The sequence below is a fragment of the Halobacillus salinus genome (assembly GCF_004684905.1).
In the GTDB taxonomy this organism is placed as follows: Bacteria; Bacillota; Bacilli; order Bacillales; family Halobacillaceae; genus Halobacillus; species Halobacillus salinus.
Genome location: NZ_SRJC01000001.1, coordinates 833,703 through 851,327 on the forward strand (window position 1 = coordinate 833,703; position 17,625 = coordinate 851,327).

18 protein-coding genes are annotated in these 17,625 nt (G+C 42.2%); 15 read left to right on the top strand and 3 right to left on the bottom strand.

The features are described 5' to 3' along the window. The first annotated feature begins 55 nt into the window (after window positions 1–55). The 9 genes from ccpN (at window position 56) to E4663_RS04560 (ending at window position 8,337) form a co-directional block, all read left to right on the top strand. Window positions 56–685, top strand: a complete 630-nt coding sequence (gene ccpN, locus E4663_RS04520) for a transcriptional regulator CcpN (protein WP_079479634.1) — start codon at window positions 56–58, stop codon at window positions 683–685. Between the two features lie 26 nt (window positions 686–711). After that, window positions 712–1,524, top strand: coding sequence for a pyruvate, water dikinase regulatory protein (locus tag E4663_RS04525; protein WP_135326797.1), 813 nt, complete (start codon window positions 712–714; stop codon window positions 1,522–1,524). A 225-nt stretch (window positions 1,525–1,749) separates the two neighbouring features. Beyond that, window positions 1,750–2,214: a YaiI/YqxD family protein gene (locus E4663_RS04530; protein ID WP_135326798.1), complete on the top strand. Its 465-nt coding sequence runs from the start codon at window positions 1,750–1,752 to the stop codon at window positions 2,212–2,214. A gap of 36 nt (window positions 2,215–2,250) precedes the next feature. Beyond that, window positions 2,251–4,065: a DNA primase gene (gene dnaG, locus E4663_RS04535; RefSeq protein WP_079479637.1), complete on the top strand. Its 1,815-nt coding sequence runs from the start codon at window positions 2,251–2,253 to the stop codon at window positions 4,063–4,065. 46 nt (window positions 4,066–4,111) lie between these two features. After that, window positions 4,112–5,248 (top strand): RNA polymerase sigma factor RpoD, encoded by a 1,137-nt coding sequence (gene rpoD, locus E4663_RS04540; protein ID WP_079479638.1) that lies wholly within the window; start codon window positions 4,112–4,114, stop codon window positions 5,246–5,248. A 154-nt stretch (window positions 5,249–5,402) separates the two neighbouring features. Further along, the gene (locus E4663_RS04545) at window positions 5,403–5,948 is read left to right on the top strand and encodes a hypothetical protein (RefSeq protein ID WP_135326799.1); all 546 of its coding nucleotides are present in this window, start codon (window positions 5,403–5,405) and stop codon (window positions 5,946–5,948) included. Window positions 5,949–6,054: 106 nt separating this feature from the next. Beyond that, window positions 6,055–6,432 (top strand): cytochrome c550, encoded by a 378-nt coding sequence (gene cccA, locus E4663_RS04550; protein WP_079479640.1) that lies wholly within the window; start codon window positions 6,055–6,057, stop codon window positions 6,430–6,432. A gap of 85 nt (window positions 6,433–6,517) precedes the next feature. After that, window positions 6,518–7,219: a tRNA (adenine(22)-N(1))-methyltransferase gene (locus E4663_RS04555; RefSeq protein ID WP_135326800.1), complete on the top strand. Its 702-nt coding sequence runs from the start codon at window positions 6,518–6,520 to the stop codon at window positions 7,217–7,219. Further along, window positions 7,219–8,337, top strand: coding sequence for a Nif3-like dinuclear metal center hexameric protein (locus E4663_RS04560; RefSeq protein ID WP_135326801.1), 1,119 nt, complete (start codon window positions 7,219–7,221; stop codon window positions 8,335–8,337). Before E4663_RS04555 ends, E4663_RS04560 begins: the two co-directional genes overlap by 1 nt. 35 nt (window positions 8,338–8,372) lie before the next feature. Here E4663_RS04560 and E4663_RS04565 read toward each other — a convergent pair whose 3' ends face one another. Continuing rightward, window positions 8,373–9,329, bottom strand: a complete 957-nt coding sequence (locus tag E4663_RS04565; RefSeq protein WP_079479643.1) for a 4-hydroxy-3-methylbut-2-enyl diphosphate reductase — start codon at window positions 9,327–9,329, stop codon at window positions 8,373–8,375. Window positions 9,330–9,490: 161 nt separating this feature from the next. Between E4663_RS04565 and E4663_RS04570 the strand changes: the two genes are divergently transcribed. Beyond that, entirely contained in the window at window positions 9,491–10,813 is a 1,323-nt protein-coding gene (locus E4663_RS04570) for a DEAD/DEAH box helicase (RefSeq protein WP_135326802.1), read from the top strand. Window positions 10,814–10,828: 15 nt separating this feature from the next. Continuing rightward, on the top strand, window positions 10,829–11,722 hold the full coding sequence (locus tag E4663_RS04575; protein WP_135326803.1) for a deoxyribonuclease IV: 894 nt from the start codon (window positions 10,829–10,831) through the stop codon (window positions 11,720–11,722). A gap of 45 nt (window positions 11,723–11,767) precedes the next feature. On the opposite strand, the gene E4663_RS04580 is transcribed toward E4663_RS04575, so the two are convergent. Further along, complete coding sequence (locus tag E4663_RS04580) at window positions 11,768–12,052, bottom strand: DUF2624 domain-containing protein (protein WP_079479646.1); 285 nt, start codon at window positions 12,050–12,052, stop codon at window positions 11,768–11,770. Between the two features lie 192 nt (window positions 12,053–12,244). On the opposite strand from E4663_RS04580, the gene E4663_RS04585 reads away from it, so the two are divergent. Beyond that, window positions 12,245–12,976: a lytic transglycosylase domain-containing protein gene (locus tag E4663_RS04585; RefSeq protein WP_241657104.1), complete on the top strand. Its 732-nt coding sequence runs from the start codon at window positions 12,245–12,247 to the stop codon at window positions 12,974–12,976. Between the two features lie 115 nt (window positions 12,977–13,091). Beyond that, complete coding sequence (locus E4663_RS04590) at window positions 13,092–13,574, top strand: MATE family efflux transporter (protein ID WP_079479648.1); 483 nt, start codon at window positions 13,092–13,094, stop codon at window positions 13,572–13,574. A 49-nt stretch (window positions 13,575–13,623) separates the two neighbouring features. Here the strand turns inward: E4663_RS04590 and ispG are convergent, their stop codons facing one another. Next, entirely contained in the window at window positions 13,624–14,739 is a 1,116-nt protein-coding gene (gene ispG, locus E4663_RS04595) for a flavodoxin-dependent (E)-4-hydroxy-3-methylbut-2-enyl-diphosphate synthase (protein ID WP_079479649.1), read from the bottom strand. 269 nt (window positions 14,740–15,008) lie between these two features. Between ispG and E4663_RS04600 the strand changes: the two genes are divergently transcribed. Continuing rightward, entirely contained in the window at window positions 15,009–15,629 is a 621-nt protein-coding gene (locus tag E4663_RS04600; protein WP_079479650.1) for an NfeD family protein, read from the top strand. Between the two features lie 218 nt (window positions 15,630–15,847). Beyond that, window positions 15,848–17,524 (top strand): methyl-accepting chemotaxis protein, encoded by a 1,677-nt coding sequence (locus tag E4663_RS04605; RefSeq protein ID WP_158290418.1) that lies wholly within the window; start codon window positions 15,848–15,850, stop codon window positions 17,522–17,524. The last annotated feature ends 101 nt before the right edge of the window (window positions 17,525–17,625 follow it).

The window sequence follows — 17,625 nt, forward strand, 5'->3', positions numbered from 1 at the left end:
ATGAGCTATAATGATTAAATAGTATGTCACAGTCAGTGAGCAGGGTGGTGAAAGAATGGAACTTTCCAACCGGCAGGAACAAATCATCGAAATTGTAAAAGATAATGGGCCGATCACCGGTGAAAATATAGCAGACCGCTTGAGCCTCACTCGGGCCACGCTACGTCCTGATCTTGCCATTTTAACGATGGCAGGATATTTGGACGCAAGGCCGAGAGTTGGCTATTTCTTTACGGGCAAGACAGGGTCTGAATTACTTACCGAAAAGTTGAAGAAGTTCAAAGTTGAAGAATATCAGTCCATTCCTATTGTAGTGGAAGAGGATGTCTCTGCTTATGATGCGATTTGCACAATGTTTCTAGAAGATGTAGGTACATTATTTGTAACGAACCAAAAATCGCAATTAGTAGGTGTGGTATCAAGAAAAGACTTATTAAGAGCCAGCATCGGCAATCAGGATCTTTCCCAGGTTCCTGTACACATCATTATGACTAGGATGCCAAACATTACAATATGTGAACCGGAAGATCTACTTCTTGATGCTGCCCAAAAATTAATTGAGAAGCAGATTGATGGGCTTCCCGTCGTAAATAGAGAAAGTGACGGATTGAAAGTGATCGGACGACTAACAAAAACCAATATTACAAAAGCGCTCGTAGAGCTTGGTCGTGATCAACACTTGTAAGTTTCAGAAAATGAGGAGGGGTTAGCTTGGAGAAACCCTTGATTTATGTCTTGTCAGATTCAGTAGGGGAAACGGCAGAACTTGTCGTGAAAGCAGCACTTAGTCAATTTGATGATGGGCCGTTTGATCTTCAGCGAATCCCTTATGTAGAAGATAAAGGGACCATTAATGAAGCGGTCTTGCAAGCGAAAGAACATGGTGCGATGATAGGCTTTACATTTGTCATCCCACGTTTTAGGAAGCATTTGCTTGAACAAGCACATAAGCATGAGGTTGAATGCGTGGATATTATGGGGCCGATGATGGAATCGATGGAGAAGCACTTCAATATCGAACCAAGGCTTGAACCGGGATTAGTCCATAAGTTAGATGAAGACTACTTCAAGCGCGTTGAAGCGATCGAGTTTGCCGTTAAGTATGACGATGGACGCGACCCGCGGGGTATATCGAAAGCAGATATCATTTTGATTGGCGTCTCAAGAACTTCTAAGACACCATTGTCTCAATATTTAGCACATAAAAGGCTGAAAGTTGCTAATGTACCGATCGTGCCCGAAGTACAACCGCCCTCTGAGCTGTTTCGCGTGAATCCTAATAAGTGCATCGGACTTAAAATCAACGCTGATAAGTTAAATGGTATTCGTAAAGAGCGACTCAAGTCGTTAGGTTTGGGAGCGCAGGCGAGTTATGCTAATATGAATCGGATTCAACAGGAAATCGATCATTTTAATAATATTGTCGAACGGATTGGTTGTCCGGTAATTGATGTTTCAAATAAAGCAGTCGAAGAGACAGCAAATTTAATTGTGAATAAATTAAGAGAAGATTCCCAAGAATAGTATAAATTATCAAAAGTCGCGCTGTGGTTAAGCGCGACTTTTGTTGGGAATACTTGAAATTAGGTAAAATTAAACATGGCATTTCATTAGGGTTTGTATTATAATAACTATTTGTGAAAAAATCCTCTTGGTATGCTGTTCTGAAAGAAGTGAATACTTTTCAGAATAATAAAACATTGTAGAAATAGGAGGATTCTTTTATTTTATCGTAGAATAAAAGTTATTATGTCAAATTATACCCCGACACTTTGGGTGGACGCAGATAGTTGTCCAGTCCAAAAAGAAATTGTCCAAGTCAGTGAGAATTATGGATGGCAGCCTCAGTTCATCGCCACGATCAACCATTTCAGTTCTGATCTTGAAGGTCAGGAATGGACGTTTCTCGATCACGGCTCGCAGACAGTCGATCTATATATCTTAAATCGTGTGAAACCTAAGGATATTGTTGTAACTCAGGACCTTTCTCTTGCGGTGTTGTTAACGTCCAAAAGGGTTTATGTACTGACACCTAGAGGTAAACTAGTTACAGAAGATGACGCTGTACAGATTATGGATTCCAAGCATTTGAGACAACAGACGATGAAACAGAAGAAAAAGTGGAAAGGACCTTCTGCTTTTACAAACGATGATCGTCACCGTTTCAGTCGGCAATTGGAAAAATTAATGTCAGAAGATGAAGGGATTTCATAATTTAGCACGAATATTTCAATAGTATGGTGGTTGTATATGGCTAGACATATTCCAGAAGAAAAAGTAGATGAAATTCGTCGCTCAACAGACATCGTCGAGGTCATCGGTGAATATGTAGATTTGAAGAAACAAGGTAGAAACTATTTTGGATTATGTCCCTTCCATGGAGAAAGCACTCCTTCTTTTTCCGTTTCTGACGACAAGCAGATCTTTCATTGCTTTGGATGTGGAAAGGGAGGGAATGTGTACACCTTCCTCATGGAGATGGAAGGCTATGGGTTCATACAAGCTGTTAGACATCTGGCTGATCAAACGAATGTTGATCTTCCTGAAGAAATAACAGAGGAACACCAACCCAGCGAGCAGAGCGAAGAGAGTCAAACTATTCTAGAAGCTCATCAATGGCTTGCCAAGCTTTATCATCACCTATTAAGGAATTCCAAAGAGGGACAGGATGCCTATCAATATCTACTGAATCGTGGATTTACAGAAGAAACGATTAAAAAATATCAAATCGGTTATTCACCTAACTCAAAAGATTTCGTTGTAACGTTTCTAGAAAAGAAAGGATTCCATCCTCAAACAATGGTCAAAGCAGGCTTACTCAGTGTCAACGACCAAGGCGAATACGCAGACAGGTTTCGTGGGAGGGTCATTTTCCCACTGCGAAATCATCTAGGTAAAACCGTCGCATTTGCAGGCAGGGCGCAGGGAAACCAGGAGCCGAAATATTTGAACAGTCCGGAGACGGAACTATTTCAAAAAGGAAAGTTATTGTATAACTTTGACCAAGCAAGATCGGCAATTCGTAAGCAGAAATCAGTCGTTTTGTTTGAAGGGTATGTGGATGTGATTTCCGCCGACCAGTCAGGTGTCAATCATGCCGTGGGAACGATGGGAACATCGATCTCACAAACACAAGCGAACCTGCTTAAAAGGTATGTAGATCAGGTCATCATTTGCTATGACGGAGATCAACCTGGAGTAGAGGCAGCAGCTAAAGCAGCGAAACTAATGAAAAATACTGGCTGTCAGGCATTTGTAGCAAGGGTTCCGGATGGTCTCGATCCAGATGATTTCATCCAGAAATATGGAGGGGACCGATTCCAAAAAGAAGTCATTGCTACTAGTGAAACGTATATGACATTTATGATGAGTTATTTAAGAAGGGATTATAACCTTCAAATTGAAGGAGATCGGATCGCTTATATCGAATCGGTAGTACAGGAGATTGCCACGTTAGATCGAGCAGTCGAACGAGATTACTACCTTAATGAACTTGCAAAAGAGTTTGAAGTGTCAATAGAGACTCTTAGGGAAGAAGTACATGGGATACAGCGACAGTCCGGACCTAAACAAGTTCCTCAAAGAGCATCCACACATTCCGATGGGCCGAAGCAGCAGGCATCCAGGCAGAAGAGACTTCTACCTGCCTTTCACAATGCAGAGAGAATGTTGATTGCTTATATGTTGAGAGATCCATTTATTGCTGATAAAGTTCAAAATGAATTAGGGGGAGCGTTCAATATTGCGGAGCATCAGGTCATCGTTACGTATCTTTACGCATATTATGAAGACGGTAATGATTCAGATGTAAGTGATTTTATCGAACGTCTTGATGACTCTGAGTTAAAAAACAAGGTAATCGAATTAGCGATGACTTCTGTGAATGAAGAAGTGTCGGATCAGGAAATATATGATTATATATCAAAGATTCGGGCAGAAGGTTCTGGTCGTACGGATATAAAAGCCTTGGAGGATGAGTTGAAGAGGGCGGAGCAGCAAGATGAACATATCAAAGCTGCGGAAATTGCCATGAAACTCATACAAATGAGAAGAAGAGACAATTAAAACACCTTAGATAGTTTGTATAGATACGTTGGAAGGAGGGGGACTTATGGCAGATAAGAAACAACAGCCATCACGTTCTAAAGAAAATGAAAACACTAATAGCGACTTGACTCTTGAACAAGCCAAAGAGCAAGTTGTGGAAATCGGTAAAAAGCGAGGGGTTCTCGCTTACGAAGAGGTAGCTGAGAAACTCTCGAACTTTGAACTCGACTCTGACCAAATGGACGAGTTCTATGAACACCTTAACGAGCAGGGAATCGAAGTAATTGGTGACTCTGATACCGACCCAAGCATGAAACAGCTTGATAAAGAAGAAGAGTTCGACTTGAATGACCTAAGCGTTCCTCCTGGTGTTAAAATCAACGACCCGGTTCGCATGTACTTAAAAGAAATCGGTCGTGTGAACCTTCTATCTGCTAAAGACGAAATTAGTTTGGCACAGCGTATTGAAAGCGGAGATGAAGAAGCGAAGCGTGACTTGGCTGAAGCAAACCTTCGTCTAGTTGTAAGTATCGCCAAACGGTACGTTGGTCGAGGCATGTTGTTCCTTGATTTGATTCAAGAAGGGAACATGGGATTGATCAAAGCTGTAGAGAAGTTCGATTACCGTAAAGGGTACAAGTTCAGTACCTACGCAACATGGTGGATTCGTCAAGCCATCACCCGTGCGATTGCCGACCAAGCTCGTACAATCCGTATTCCGGTTCACATGGTAGAAACGATCAACAAACTAATTAGAGTTCAGCGTCAACTACTTCAGGATCTTGGACGTGAACCAACTCCAGAAGAAATTGCTCAAGATATGGAGCTTACTCCTGACAAAGTCCGTGAAATTCTGAAAATCGCTCAAGAGCCTGTTTCTTTAGAAACGCCGATTGGGGAAGAAGACGACTCTCATTTGGGAGACTTCATTGAGGACCAAGAGGCAACATCTCCTTCAGATCATGCCGCTTATGAACTGTTAAAGGAACAACTGGAAGATGTGTTGGACACATTGACAGACCGTGAGGAAAACGTGTTGCGCCTGCGTTTTGGCCTGGACGATGGCCGTACAAGAACGCTAGAAGAAGTAGGGAAAGTCTTCGGAGTAACACGCGAGCGTATCCGCCAGATCGAAGCGAAAGCTCTTCGTAAATTACGACACCCAAGCCGAAGTAAACGTCTGAAAGACTTCATGGAATAGAAGCGCATTAACCAAAGGGTCCATCGGCTGCAAGTTCGGTGGTCCCTGTTTTTTTATGAATTTGCTCTTTCGATTGTAATCGAGGGAGAAGCAATACCCATGTGTCAAAGCAGACCGGGGTGCCATCACGTACCTTAGGACCGAGGGGGATGTTATGGCTGAAGAGCGGAAGCAAACGATTGTGAATGAAATACGCTATTGGAAAAAGAACAGGCTACTACCTAAAGAATATTGTGATTTTTTACTAGCCCTATATACGGAGGGAGAGGGTGAAGAGACCTTAGAGAATGAAACGGTTTCCAAAAAGAACAAGCGGATCCCTTGGAACATTCTAATGATGACATTTACCCTTTTTTTGTTACCCCTTTCATTTCTTGTCATTTATTTTACTGAAATGGACATGATAATGCAAACAGGGCTTTTGTCGAGTTTTGTAGCCCTTTCGATTGTGTACAGTAGGAGATTGAAGAAGAAGTCTTCGGATCAGTTTCACATACCGCTCATCATCAGTCTATTGATCAGTCTCTTGTTATCTGTATCGTTAGTCCATGAGCAGGTACCTAACAATTGGAGCGTCTATGTAGTAATCACCATCCATTGTGCGATTTGGGCTGTAATAGGAAGGCGGTTAAAGCTCCCCTATTTACTTATCTCCAGTTGTATAGGTATAATAGTATTGCTTGTAATTATTGTTTCATAATTTTTCACATCTATCTCTTTCATAAGTTTGTCTTTTCGAGTAGAATAAAATTAGTCGAAAAGACGTTCGAATACTTTGTAAGGGAATACATAAGGAGGATCAACTCATGAGAAAAAACCCTGTGATTCCATTTGCAGTTATTGCTGTACTAGGTATTGTTGCAATGATTATTGTATCAGCTGCCGGTATTAACCAACGAGAAGCTATTCAGAACCAAGAAGAACATGGTGGCGAACAACAAGAAGAGGCAGGCGGAGAAGCTGAAAGTGGAGATCCAGAAGCACTTTTCCAAAACAAATGTGCAAGTTGTCACGGTGGTGACCTGAGCGGTGGTGTAGGACCGAACCTTCAAGAAGTGGGAAGTCGCTACTCTGCTGAAGAAATCAAAGGCATCATTGAGAATGGTCGTGGCTCCATGCCGCCAGGACTTTATACTGGTGAGCAAGCACAAGCTGTAGCGGATTGGTTAGCAGAGAAAAAATAATGCATGAACAGGAAAAGCTTTCTGGGGATCTCATTCAGAAAGCTTTTCTTTTTATATGGAGTGGAAGAGAGGGAACAAATAGAATATGAATGTCAATCAATTATCGAAGCGCCTGCAACTGGTTGCAGATTATTTACCGGAAGGGGCAAACTTCGCTGATATAGGATCAGACCATGCCTATCTACCTTGTTATGTGTGCATTAAAGACAAAGAGGCAAAGGCAATCGCTGGTGAAGTGAATCAGGGACCTTTAGATAGTGCAAAGAGAGAAGTTGCTTCCCATAATCTAGAGGACCGGATTCAAACGAGACTTGGAAGTGGACTCTCTGTTTTAACGGAAGGGGAAGTCCAGCAAATAACCATTGCAGGTATGGGCGGACCGCTAATTCGAGATATTCTTGATGAAGGTAAGGACAAGCTTTCATCCGTAAATCGTATCATCGTCCAACCGAATATTGATGCACGGTCGATCAGGAAGTGGTTTGTGGAGTACGGTTATGAACTAATTGCAGAGGAAATTTTAGAAGAAAATGGTCACATATATGAAGTATTAGTTGCACAACCAGGAGATCCCCTGAAGCCGTATTCAGAAGATCAGGAGAAAGAGCAGTGGTTTGGTCCTTATTTGTTAAGAGAAAGTAGTTCTGTGTTTCAAAAGAAATGGCAAGAGGAACTGGAAACAAAGAAGTATATCTTAGGAGAATTAGAAAAAGCTCAGAAAGTAAATCAAGCAAAAGTCGATCAATTACACAAAGAAATTGAGTGGCTTAAGGAGGTAGTATTGTAATGAATGCTACGTTGACGGGACAAGAAATCATCCGTGCATTCGAGAGCTGGTCACCGAAATCCCTCGCATATGATTGGGATAATGTCGGTCTTCAAGTCGGTACGCTAAACAAGCCTGTTGAGACCGTTATGGTTACTCTTGATGTCCTGGAGAACGTTGTGGATGAAGCGATTGAAAAAAACGTAGATTTAATCATTGCCCATCATCCTTTGCTATTTGTAAAGCTGAAGCAGATCAACTTTGATACTCCAAAAGGGCGGATTGTCAGAAAGCTGATCCAACACGACATTACAGTCTATGCTGCTCATACCAACCTCGATGTAGCTAAAGGCGGTGTAAATGATGTGATGGCAGAATTGCTCGGGCTTCGACACACGAAGGTTCTTATTCCTCATACTAAAGATGAGCTCGTGAAGTTGGTCGTGTTTGTACCGGAAGGAAATGCAGAGTCACTGAGAGATGCTATCAGTGAAGCTGGTGCCGGTTATATCGGAAATTACAGCCACTGTACGTACGAACTTTCCGGTAGGGGGACGTTTATGCCGAGAGAAGGTACAGACCCTCATATAGGGGAACAGAATAAACTGGAGAAGGTAGATGAGAAGAGGATTGAAACCATTGTACCTAAGTCCAAGCTTGATTCTGTTCTCCAAGCAATGCACAGTACCCACCCTTATGAAGAAGTAGCTTATGACTTATATCCACTGATCAACGAAGGGGAAATCCTCGGGGTGGGTCGTGTTGGAGACTTGGAAGAAGCTATGACGTTAAAAGAACTAAACGAGTTGGTTAAAGAGAAGTATCAGGTACCAGCACTTCGATTTGCTGGAGATCCATCGAAAAAAGTGAAAAGAGTCGCTATTTTAGGGGGAAGTGGTGAGGACTACATTCACCAAGCGAAGAAGAGTGGAGCGGATGTCTATATTACCGGAGATATGACGTTCCATATCACACAGGATGCTGAAGCGATGGGGTTAGCCATCATCGATCCTGGTCACTACACAGAGAAAGTGATTGTACCAAAGATAGCTTCTTATATTGAAGAACACTGTAATACCAATCATCAACTGACGGTATTGCAATCTGATTCTCACACTGAGCCATTTATATTTGATTAATAAAAAAAGGTGAAGGGCAAATGCCCTTCACCTTTTTATCTTTTGACTTTCTTTTTCGCATGAATCTTCGGTAGAATTTTCTTTTGTTCCACTTTAGACTCTCGAATCCAGGTATCTTCATCTTCTGGGTCAAATTGTTCGATGAATTTGATTACCTCTTTTGTTATAGGGGTAGGTGTGGAAGCGCCGGCAGTAACGGCTACTTTTTCAACGCCTTCTAACCATTCAAGTTCAATTTCTGTAACGTCTGCGATTCTGTAAGCCACTGTACCGGCTTTTTCTTGAGAAACTTGTGCTAATCTATTGGAATTATTACTTTTCGGGTCCCCAACCACCAATGTTAAGCCTGCTTCTTTCGCTTGTTCAGAAACCGCTTCTTGCCTTACTTGTGTAGCCATGCAGATCTCTTGTTGTTTTTCGAGTTGCGGGAATTTTTCTTTCGCTCTTTCCATTACATCGTAAACATCCCACTGACTCATCGTAGTCTGGTTTGTAATCATCAATTTGTCGTGATCGAGCTCCAATGCGTCGACATCTTCTTCTGTTTGAACAAGATGGACTTTTCCAGGAGCAACTCCCATAGCACCTTCTGGTTCTGGGTGCCCTTTCTTACCGACGTAAATAATCTCATAGCCTTCTTCTACCTTCTTACGGATAAGGTTATGGGTATTAGTAACGTCCGGGCAAGTCGCATCTAAGGTCATCAATCCTTTTTTCTTAGCGCGCTCCTTCACTTCTGGAGATACTCCGTGTGCAGTGAAGATGACGGTTCCTTCTGTGATACCTTCAAGTAAGTCTAAACGGTTTTTACCATCCACTGTAATAATGCCTTCCTTTTCGAAAGCATCAGTAACGTGGGAGTTGTGTACAATCATTCCTAATATATGAATAGGGCGTGGTAAGTTAGGGTCTTTCGCAGCATTTTGCGCGATGACCATCGCATCCACCACTCCATAACAATAACCGCGAGGGGCGATTTTGATGACTTCCATTACAAGACGTCCTCCTCTTTATCGAATAACTTCCACCTATATTATAAAGCCTAAGTCGAAAGATGACAAAGAATCCCCTGTAGTTGTCAAGGAATCGTGCAATTCTAGCGCTTGTCTATTATAATGTAGAAGGGACATTATACATTCAAAGGAGTACAATTATGAGTCAACATACATTTGAGCAATACGCCATCAGTCCAGAGGTAACACAAATAGTTAAAGGACTGGGCTTTGATAAGCCGACACCGATTCAACAACAGGTTCTACCTGCTGCTCTAAGAGGGGAAAGCCTCATCGGTCAGTCGCACACAGGATCAGGAAAGACACACGCCTACTTACTCTCTCTTCTCTCTAAGATGGAGGAAGACAGTAATCATGTACAGTTCGTTGTGACGGCACCAACACGAGAATTAGCGATTCAAATTCATGAAGAAGTGAAAAAAGCCGTCAAATTAGCCGGTAAAGATCAAGTCTGGAGGTCGAAGCTGCTAATCGGGGGAACGGACAAGCAGAAAATGGTCGATAAGCTCTCTTCTCGTCCTCCTCACATCGTGGTAGGGACGCCTGGCCGTATATTAGACATGGTCAAAGAAGAAGCGATTGATCTTTATCAGGCAAAAGCATTCGTACTGGATGAAGCAGATCTAATGCTTGATTTAGGTTTCATAGAAGATGTAGACCAAATTCTCGTTCGGATGGATGAAGAGGTGCAGATGCTTGTTTTCTCAGCTACTATCCCAGAACGACTACAGCCATTCTTGAAAAAATATTTAACCAACCCGAAACACATCGAGATTCAAGACGATAAACCTTCTCCTGAATCAATGGAACACCGGTTGGTGCCGTTAAGGCATAAACATCCGGCAGACGTCATCATGGATATTACCAAAGCGATCCAGCCTTATCTGGCGATTATCTTTACAAATGGCAAAAACCATGCAGATGAACTTGCAGATGAGCTTTTAAATCGAGGACTCGAAGTCGGGGTTCTGCACGGAGGTTTATCTCCACGAGAGCGTAAGCGGATGCTGAAAGAGCTTCAAAGTCTTCGCTATCAATACATCGTAGCTACTGACTTGGCTTCAAGAGGGATTGATATTGAAGGGGTTAGTCACGTCATCAATGCCCAGATGCCAAAAGAAGAAGAGTTCTATGTTCACCGCGTTGGACGAACAGCGAGAGCAGGACTTGAAGGAACAGCGATCAACCTCTATAAAGAAGAGGACTTGAAGCTGATTGAGAAGCTAGAAAACAAGGGGCTTACTTTTGATTTCTATGAAGTGAAAAATGGTGAATGGAAAGAAATGAAATCCTATAAGGAACGCGAAACGAGAAAGCGTCCCGAATCGGATATGGAGAAGCGTGCAAAGCAAATGGTGCGCAAGCCCAAGAAGGTGAAACCTGGTTACAAGAAGAAAATGAAAAAGCAAAAAGAGCGAAATCTAAAGGATTTAAAGAAAAACGAATATCGAAAAAAGAAATAAAAAGGTAGGGATAGAATGTTAAAAATCGGATCTCATGTTTCCATGAAAGGCAAGAAAATGCTACTAGGTGCGAGTGAAGAGGCAGCCTCCTACGGTTCCAATACCTTTATGATTTATACAGGTGCCCCGCAAAACACGCGCCGTCGCCCGATAGAGGAACTAAATATAGAAGCAGGAGAAGCACACATGAAAGACCATGGTATCAAAGATATCGTGGTTCATGCTCCGTATATTATCAATATCGGGAATACAACGAAGCCAGAAACATTCCAATTAGGCGTGGACTTTTTACGTAGTGAAATCGAACGGACCGAAGCATTAGGAGCGCGCCAGATCGTTCTCCATCCAGGATCCCACGTTGGTCAGGGAGTCGATAAAGGTTTGCCAAAAATCATCGAAGGTCTTAATGAAGTGCTTCATAAAGACCAAAATGTGCAAATAGCGCTGGAAACGATGGCTGGGAAAGGCTCTGAGATTGGCAGAAGCTTTGATGAGCTTGCCCAAATCATTGATGGTGTGACATTAAATGAAAAGTTGTCTGTTTGCATGGATACTTGTCACATTCATGATGCTGGTTACAATGTGGTAGAAGACTTTGATGGTGTATTAGAGGAGTTCGACCGTATTGTAGGCATCGACAGGTTGAAGGTGGTGCACGTTAATGACAGCAAAAACATTCAAGGTGCACAGAAAGACCGACACGAGAATATTGGATTCGGGCACATCGGTTTTGACGCCTTGCACAAAGTCATTCATCACCCAAGTTTACAAGACCTTCCGAAAATCCTTGAAACGCCTTATGTAGGCGAAGATAAGAAGAACAAAAAGCCGCCTTATCGCTTTGAGATCGACATGGTGAAAGCGGGGACGTTTGACGAACAATTGAAAGAGAAAATTATGCAACAGTAAAAAAATCACCCGGGAGGTCTCTCCTTGCGGGTGATTTTTTATCTTTTAATCCAACCAATGGGAAACCCCGTACTCCTTTGCCAATTGGTTAAGTAATTTGTTTAAGGATCTTGCGGTGTCTTTGGACGTTAGAGCGGCTAGTTTTTTGAACATTTTCTTTCTTCCATTAGGATCAAATGGGTTTTCCTTGTTGGTTTTAAGGGCCTTCACAATAGCCTCTGCTTCTCGTTTGGAGACGGGAATATCATACTTTTTACTATACTCTAATACTTCTTTTACGGTTAACCCCTTTAATTTTTGGGTAACTAACTGTTGTGCCCAATTTTTCATAGACGTTCCCTCCCGATTCGTACTCCATACACTTTATGAATTGGGGGAAGATAATGTGTTTTTAAAAAATTATGTCTATGGGTAAATGAATTGCATTCGATCAGTGCTTCGGTTAGTATATGCCAATGGGTCCAGGCAGCATGCTGGTCGAAATGACTAGAGCGATGGAACAGTTAAAGGAGTGAACGCTTTATGAAAGGTGTAAAACCTTTGTTGCAAGTGGGGGTTGCAGTCCTCCTAGTTGCAGTAACATTTGTTACAGTGCATACTTTACAGAAACAGCATACCCAATCATTAGCTGAGGAGAATCAGCAGTTAAAAGATAAGAACGAGAAACTTCGTACAAAAAATGAAACTTTATCATCCACAAATGATTATATGAAAAACGTATCATCAAAGGATGTCTCCAAGAAAAACGGTTTCTATACATGGCCAAAGATGGAAAAGAAAGCGGAGCAGCTGGTTACAGAAAGTAACGGTGAATTTAAAAAATCATGGGCATTGTACCTCGTTAGAGAGTCGAAGCGTTATGAGATCGACCCTTATCTCGCTTATGAATTACTCAAGGTCGAGACGGGTGGCACATTCGACCCTGACCTAGTCGGACCCGAAACGAAGTATGGACATGCGTATGGCATGAGCCAATTTATGAAGAATACAGCACCATGGATTGCTGACATGGCTGGCTTACCTTATGAAGATGAGTTATTATTCGACCCATATTATTCCATGCAATTATCCTTAGTATATTTAGATTTCCTTCATGAAGAATACGGAAATTGGGACGAGGCATTAACCGCATATCATAGAGGAATGGGCGGTCTTGAGCAATTTAAAGAAGAAAATGGTCATGCACGAAGTTGGTATGCAAAAGAAATTCAGAACAAAGCAGAGAACCATACTACGGTAGCTCTTGCGAATTGATTAAAAACCCCCTCGTCTCTTGGTGAGGGGGTTTTCCATTAAGTCCCTCGCAAAATAACGTAATAAATACATACACTAAACGTGATTCTCCAAACAGAAAGTGAGGGTGTTTGATATGCATGATCCAAAAGATACTGTTGAGCTTGAGAATCAGGAAACATTGACCGACGAGGCAACCGATGAGGAACTTAGAGAAGAAGGTACTCAACGTGCGCCAGAACACGGTGATGAACGCGAACAGGTAGCAGAGGAAGTCGATGATCACGGTCGAGGACCAACGCAACCTGTATACGGGGAAAGCTATGAAGAAGAGTATGCCGAGCAAGCAGCTGTTGCTCCTGTGCATGAACCGATTGAAAATAAAGAAAAAGAAACGAACATGCAGGACGACGTAAAAGTCGGCATGGGATGGATCGGTCTAACGGCTGCCATCTTATCCTTTTTCTTCGCTCCACTTATCCTAGGTGTGGTGGGGATTGTGTTCGGAATCATCGGAAAGCGACGAGGTGCGGATACACTCGGCAATATGGCGATCATCGTTAGTATTGTTTCTATCGCGTTTTCTCTATTCTTCACTCCTGTAATCAATTTACTCTAAACCATAAAAAAAGTGGACTTCCTCTTGTGGAAGTCCACTTTCTTTGTAGTTAAGCTTGTTGTTCTTGTTCTTCTTTTTCTTTTCGTTGCTTTTCGTAATGTTCTTCCGCTAACTTATCGACTTCTTTTTTCAATTCGTCTACCATAATATCCTCTGGTACCTTACGAATGATTTCTCCGTGTCGGAATAGCAATCCTTCGCCTCTAGCACCGGCAATTCCGATATCTGCTTCACGAGCTTCACCAGGACCGTTTACGGCGCATCCTAGAACTGCTACCTTGATTGGAGCTTTGATACTTTGGATGTATTCCTCGACCTCATTTGCGATAGAAATCAGGTCGATTTCAATTCGTCCGCAAGTAGGGCATGAAATAAGTGTAGCAGCGTTCGCGGCAAGACCGAATGATTTTAATAATTCTTTCGCGACTTTTACTTCTTCTACTGGATCTGCACTCAGACTTATGCGAACTGTACTTCCGATTCCTTTGCTGAGAATCGCTCCGAGTCCGGCAGCACTTTTTACAGTACCTGCAAACAAAGTACCCGATTCAGTAATCCCAAGGTGGATCGGGTAATTAAATGCCGCTGCTGCCTTCTCATATGCATCAATTGCTAACTTGACATCAGATGCTTTAAGAGAAACGACAATATCGTGGAAGTCTAGGTCTTCTAGAATTTTGATGTGGTGCAGTGCACTCTCGACCATACCTTCTGCAGTAGGGTAGCCGTACTTTTCAAGGATATGTCTTTCAAGAGAACCAGCGTTTACTCCGATACGAATCGGAATGCCCTTTTCCTTAGCTGCTTTGACGACTGCTTCTACTTTTTCGCGTTTCCCGATGTTACCTGGGTTGATACGGATTTTGTCCGCTCCGCCTTCGATCGCTTTCAAAGCTTTTTTATAATCAAAGTGGATATCTACAACGAGTGGGATATTGATGCGCTTTTTGATTTCAGGGATTGCATCGGCTGCTCGGTCATCCGGGCAAGCTACTCGCACAATTTGACATCCAGCTTCTTCTAATCTTTTGATTTCTGCTACAGTTGCTTCCACGTCATGGGTCTTAGTCGTTGTCATGGATTGGATGACGACTTCATCTGATCCACCAATCGTTACGTCTCCGACTTTGACCGGGCGTGTATCTTTTCTGTGCGTAATGGCCATTTAATATCGCTCCTTTGTATAGTTACAAGAAGGTAAACTATCATTCCAACCTTCATTATAAGGGCTTCTTTCATAAATGAGAAGTCAATTACCTCGAAACGGCCGATTGTACATGTAAAATCGATGTAAATGACCGTCTAGCTGTTCGAAACATGTCAAATTATATCACGGAAATCATGTATAGAAAAATCATTTGATAAATAATTGAAACGCTTTTTGTCCCTCATTCGTATGAAAAGTATCACGTTAATTCGGAAGGAGTGTAGACAGTGCTCTCTTATGACTGGATCGCTTTATTCATTACACTGCTTGGGACGATGTTCTTAATCGGTGAGTTATTAGTAAATATGAAAGGTTTCTTCGGGCTGATCGGATTCGGTTTTATTACAGTCTATTTTTCCTCGTACTTAAGCACGGACATGTTTATTGTTATGATGCTGGTTTATTTCTTAGGCATCATCCTTATGATTATTGATGGAAAACTCGTGAACGACGGTACGCTCGCCATGATAGGAGGAGCAACCACGATATTGGCCGTAGGACTAAGCGCGCCCAACTGGGTGGCGGGTCTTTATAGTGTGATTGGGGTCATCTTAGGCGCAGCGGCATCTCTTTTATTTTTGAAAGTATTCAAAAGAAGGAAGATGTGGACGAAAATCACACTGGTGGACCAATTGACTTCGGAGATGGGGTACAATTCTATGAAAGAATCGTACCAAGCACTAATAGGTCGAGAAGGGAAAGCTGTTACGGACATGAGGCCGGTCGGAACGATTGAAGTGGATGGAGAGGAATTTAGTGCCGTCTCAAATGGTCAGTGGATATCGAATGGAGAGCAAATCACGGTGAGTTCGGTAGATGGGACTAAAATCTTAGTAAAGAAGTTGTGAGATAACTGAATATTTACGTTCTCTTAACGAACGGTTAACACTCCGTTGTCATAATTTGAATCGAAAGACAAAAATAAATGATAATGGAGTGTTTGTTTATGAAATTCCGGATAAGGAAGTTTAAGGAAATGCGCTTTTTCCATAAAATTAAGCGACCTTCTTTAAGAAAGTTTTCAACTTTGTCCCTAAAGGCTAGATTATCCTTCATTATTTGCATAATGGTTGCTTGTACTATTGGTCTTATCGGCTTTTTTTCATATACCAAAGCAAAAGACAGTCAAACGGATTTAGTACAGAACAGGCTAGAGCGCGAGCTGTTTATGGCTCAGGACGTTGCAGAACAGTTGATGTATGCTTTTATAGGAGATCAACAGGAGTTCGATGAAAGGTTGAAGGCTTACTCTGCATCCCAACAGGCCCAGCTTGTCCAGGATGGCTTAACATCCGAAGCATACATAATTAATGAAGAAGGCATTTATTCGTATCCTGAAGAAAAGATAGTAGATGGTGTTTCACCATCCTTCTTAGAGGAGATTCTTAAAAAAGAAAATGGAACGATTACCCGTGATTGGAATGGGGAGCGGTACGTTTTCTCCTTTGCGCCTGTACAGGAGCTACAGAGTGTTTATATGTTGGGGATCCCAGAGGATGATTTCTTATCAGGAGCTAACCAACTTGCCACTTATACGATTGTTTTAGGGTTGGTTACACTGATTGTTGTCGTAGTGACAGTCTACATACTAATCGGTCGCGTCGTTCGTCCTTTAAAAGAAATGCAAGCTATCATGTCGAAGGCAAGAGAAGGGGTACTGGAAGATGTTTCCTCTGTTCGTACCAGCTTGCCGGAAATTCATTCCCTGAAAACAAGCTATAAAGACTTAATTCAGACGATCGTCTCTCTATTAGGCTCTCTGCAAGGAGCTGTGGATAAGCTTGAACGAGGCGGTCAGCAAATAGAAGATTCTTCTTCAGAATTGAAAACGTCACAATACCAACTAAGAAGAGAAGTGGACTCTGTTGCAGATGGAAGTAAACGAACGAATGAACTGCTGGGAATGCAGGGGAGTGTTTTCGCAGAGCTTCACAGTGTATTTGAGAGTCTTCGTGATTCCTTGAAGAACATGTACGGTAACCAGAACGAAATGAACAAAGCAGTTTCTTCAGGCCTAGATGGTGTGAACGCAATAGAAGGTTCCTTCAATAGTTTTCGTGTCGAACTACAGGAAATGACTTCACGTGTCACCTCTTTCCAAAATTATGTGGTAAATATCCAGGATTCAGGAGAAAAGATTCAAGATATTGCGGAACAGACTAGAATGCTTGCTTTGAATGCTTCTATTGAGGCTGCACGAGCAGGGGAGAGTGGGAAGGGTTTTGCTGTTGTGGCATCAGAGGTTCGCCTCCTTGCAGACCGTTCGCGTGAAACGGCCCAGGATATCGATCAACGGATGCGTGACGTTGTAGAGATGGGGAAATATTTCTCAGAGCAATTTTCGAAACTGCAAGATGAAATTCAATTGCAACAGTCCCAAATGACCATTTCAAAAGATGCTTTCTCACAAGTCTCAGGTGGGATGGATTCGTTTAATGAAAACCTGAATGAATCGAAAGAAAGGCTGCAAAATGGAGAACACGTGATGCCGCAGATGGAAGAAGCATTAAACGGTACAAAACTGGTGATCCAGAAGCAAACGGATTCAACAGGTCGTTTAATGGAGGCAATTGAGGATCAACAGCATAGAATGAATCACTTCGACGAGTTCTCTCGAGAGCTGATAAGTTTAACCGAAGAACTGTCCAGTTTAATTGCTTCCAATCAATTAACAGACATGCATGAGAATAGAATTCAAGAGCATGGAGTGGATTTGGAAGAAGGCCAACAGCGTGCTTCATAATTAAAGCTATTTCAGAGCGTGTCATTCACTGAACCTAGAAAAGACACTTTCTTCGTGAAAGTGTCTTTTTGATTTGAAAAAAATATTGAAAATTTCCTCTA

What these genes read in the sequence shown, in the direction of transcription:
- E4663_RS04570 (WP_135326802.1), top strand. Translation starts at nt 9,491, where the DNA reads ATGAGTCAACATACATTTGAGCAATACGCCATCAGTCCAGAGGTAACA.
- E4663_RS04560 (WP_135326801.1), top strand. Translation starts at nt 7,219, where the DNA reads ATGAATGCTACGTTGACGGGACAAGAAATCATCCGTGCATTCGAGAGC.
- E4663_RS04575 (WP_135326803.1), top strand. Translation starts at nt 10,829, where the DNA reads ATGTTAAAAATCGGATCTCATGTTTCCATGAAAGGCAAGAAAATGCTA.
- E4663_RS04545 (WP_135326799.1), top strand. Translation starts at nt 5,403, where the DNA reads ATGGCTGAAGAGCGGAAGCAAACGATTGTGAATGAAATACGCTATTGG.
- dnaG (WP_079479637.1), top strand. Translation starts at nt 2,251, where the DNA reads ATGGCTAGACATATTCCAGAAGAAAAAGTAGATGAAATTCGTCGCTCA.
- cccA (WP_079479640.1), top strand. Translation starts at nt 6,055, where the DNA reads ATGAGAAAAAACCCTGTGATTCCATTTGCAGTTATTGCTGTACTAGGT.
- ispG (WP_079479649.1), bottom strand. Translation starts at nt 14,739, where the DNA reads ATGGCCATTACGCACAGAAAAGATACACGCCCGGTCAAAGTCGGAGAC.
- E4663_RS04605 (WP_158290418.1), top strand. Translation starts at nt 15,848, where the DNA reads ATGGTTGCTTGTACTATTGGTCTTATCGGCTTTTTTTCATATACCAAA.
- E4663_RS04565 (WP_079479643.1), bottom strand. Translation starts at nt 9,329, where the DNA reads ATGGAAGTCATCAAAATCGCCCCTCGCGGTTATTGTTATGGAGTGGTG.
- E4663_RS04555 (WP_135326800.1), top strand. Translation starts at nt 6,518, where the DNA reads ATGAATGTCAATCAATTATCGAAGCGCCTGCAACTGGTTGCAGATTAT.
- rpoD (WP_079479638.1), top strand. Translation starts at nt 4,112, where the DNA reads ATGGCAGATAAGAAACAACAGCCATCACGTTCTAAAGAAAATGAAAAC.
- E4663_RS04585 (WP_241657104.1), top strand. Translation starts at nt 12,245, where the DNA reads ATGAAAGGTGTAAAACCTTTGTTGCAAGTGGGGGTTGCAGTCCTCCTA.
- E4663_RS04580 (WP_079479646.1), bottom strand. Translation starts at nt 12,052, where the DNA reads ATGAAAAATTGGGCACAACAGTTAGTTACCCAAAAATTAAAGGGGTTA.
- E4663_RS04530 (WP_135326798.1), top strand. Translation starts at nt 1,750, where the DNA reads ATGTCAAATTATACCCCGACACTTTGGGTGGACGCAGATAGTTGTCCA.
- E4663_RS04590 (WP_079479648.1), top strand. Translation starts at nt 13,092, where the DNA reads ATGCATGATCCAAAAGATACTGTTGAGCTTGAGAATCAGGAAACATTG.
- ccpN (WP_079479634.1), top strand. Translation starts at nt 56, where the DNA reads ATGGAACTTTCCAACCGGCAGGAACAAATCATCGAAATTGTAAAAGAT.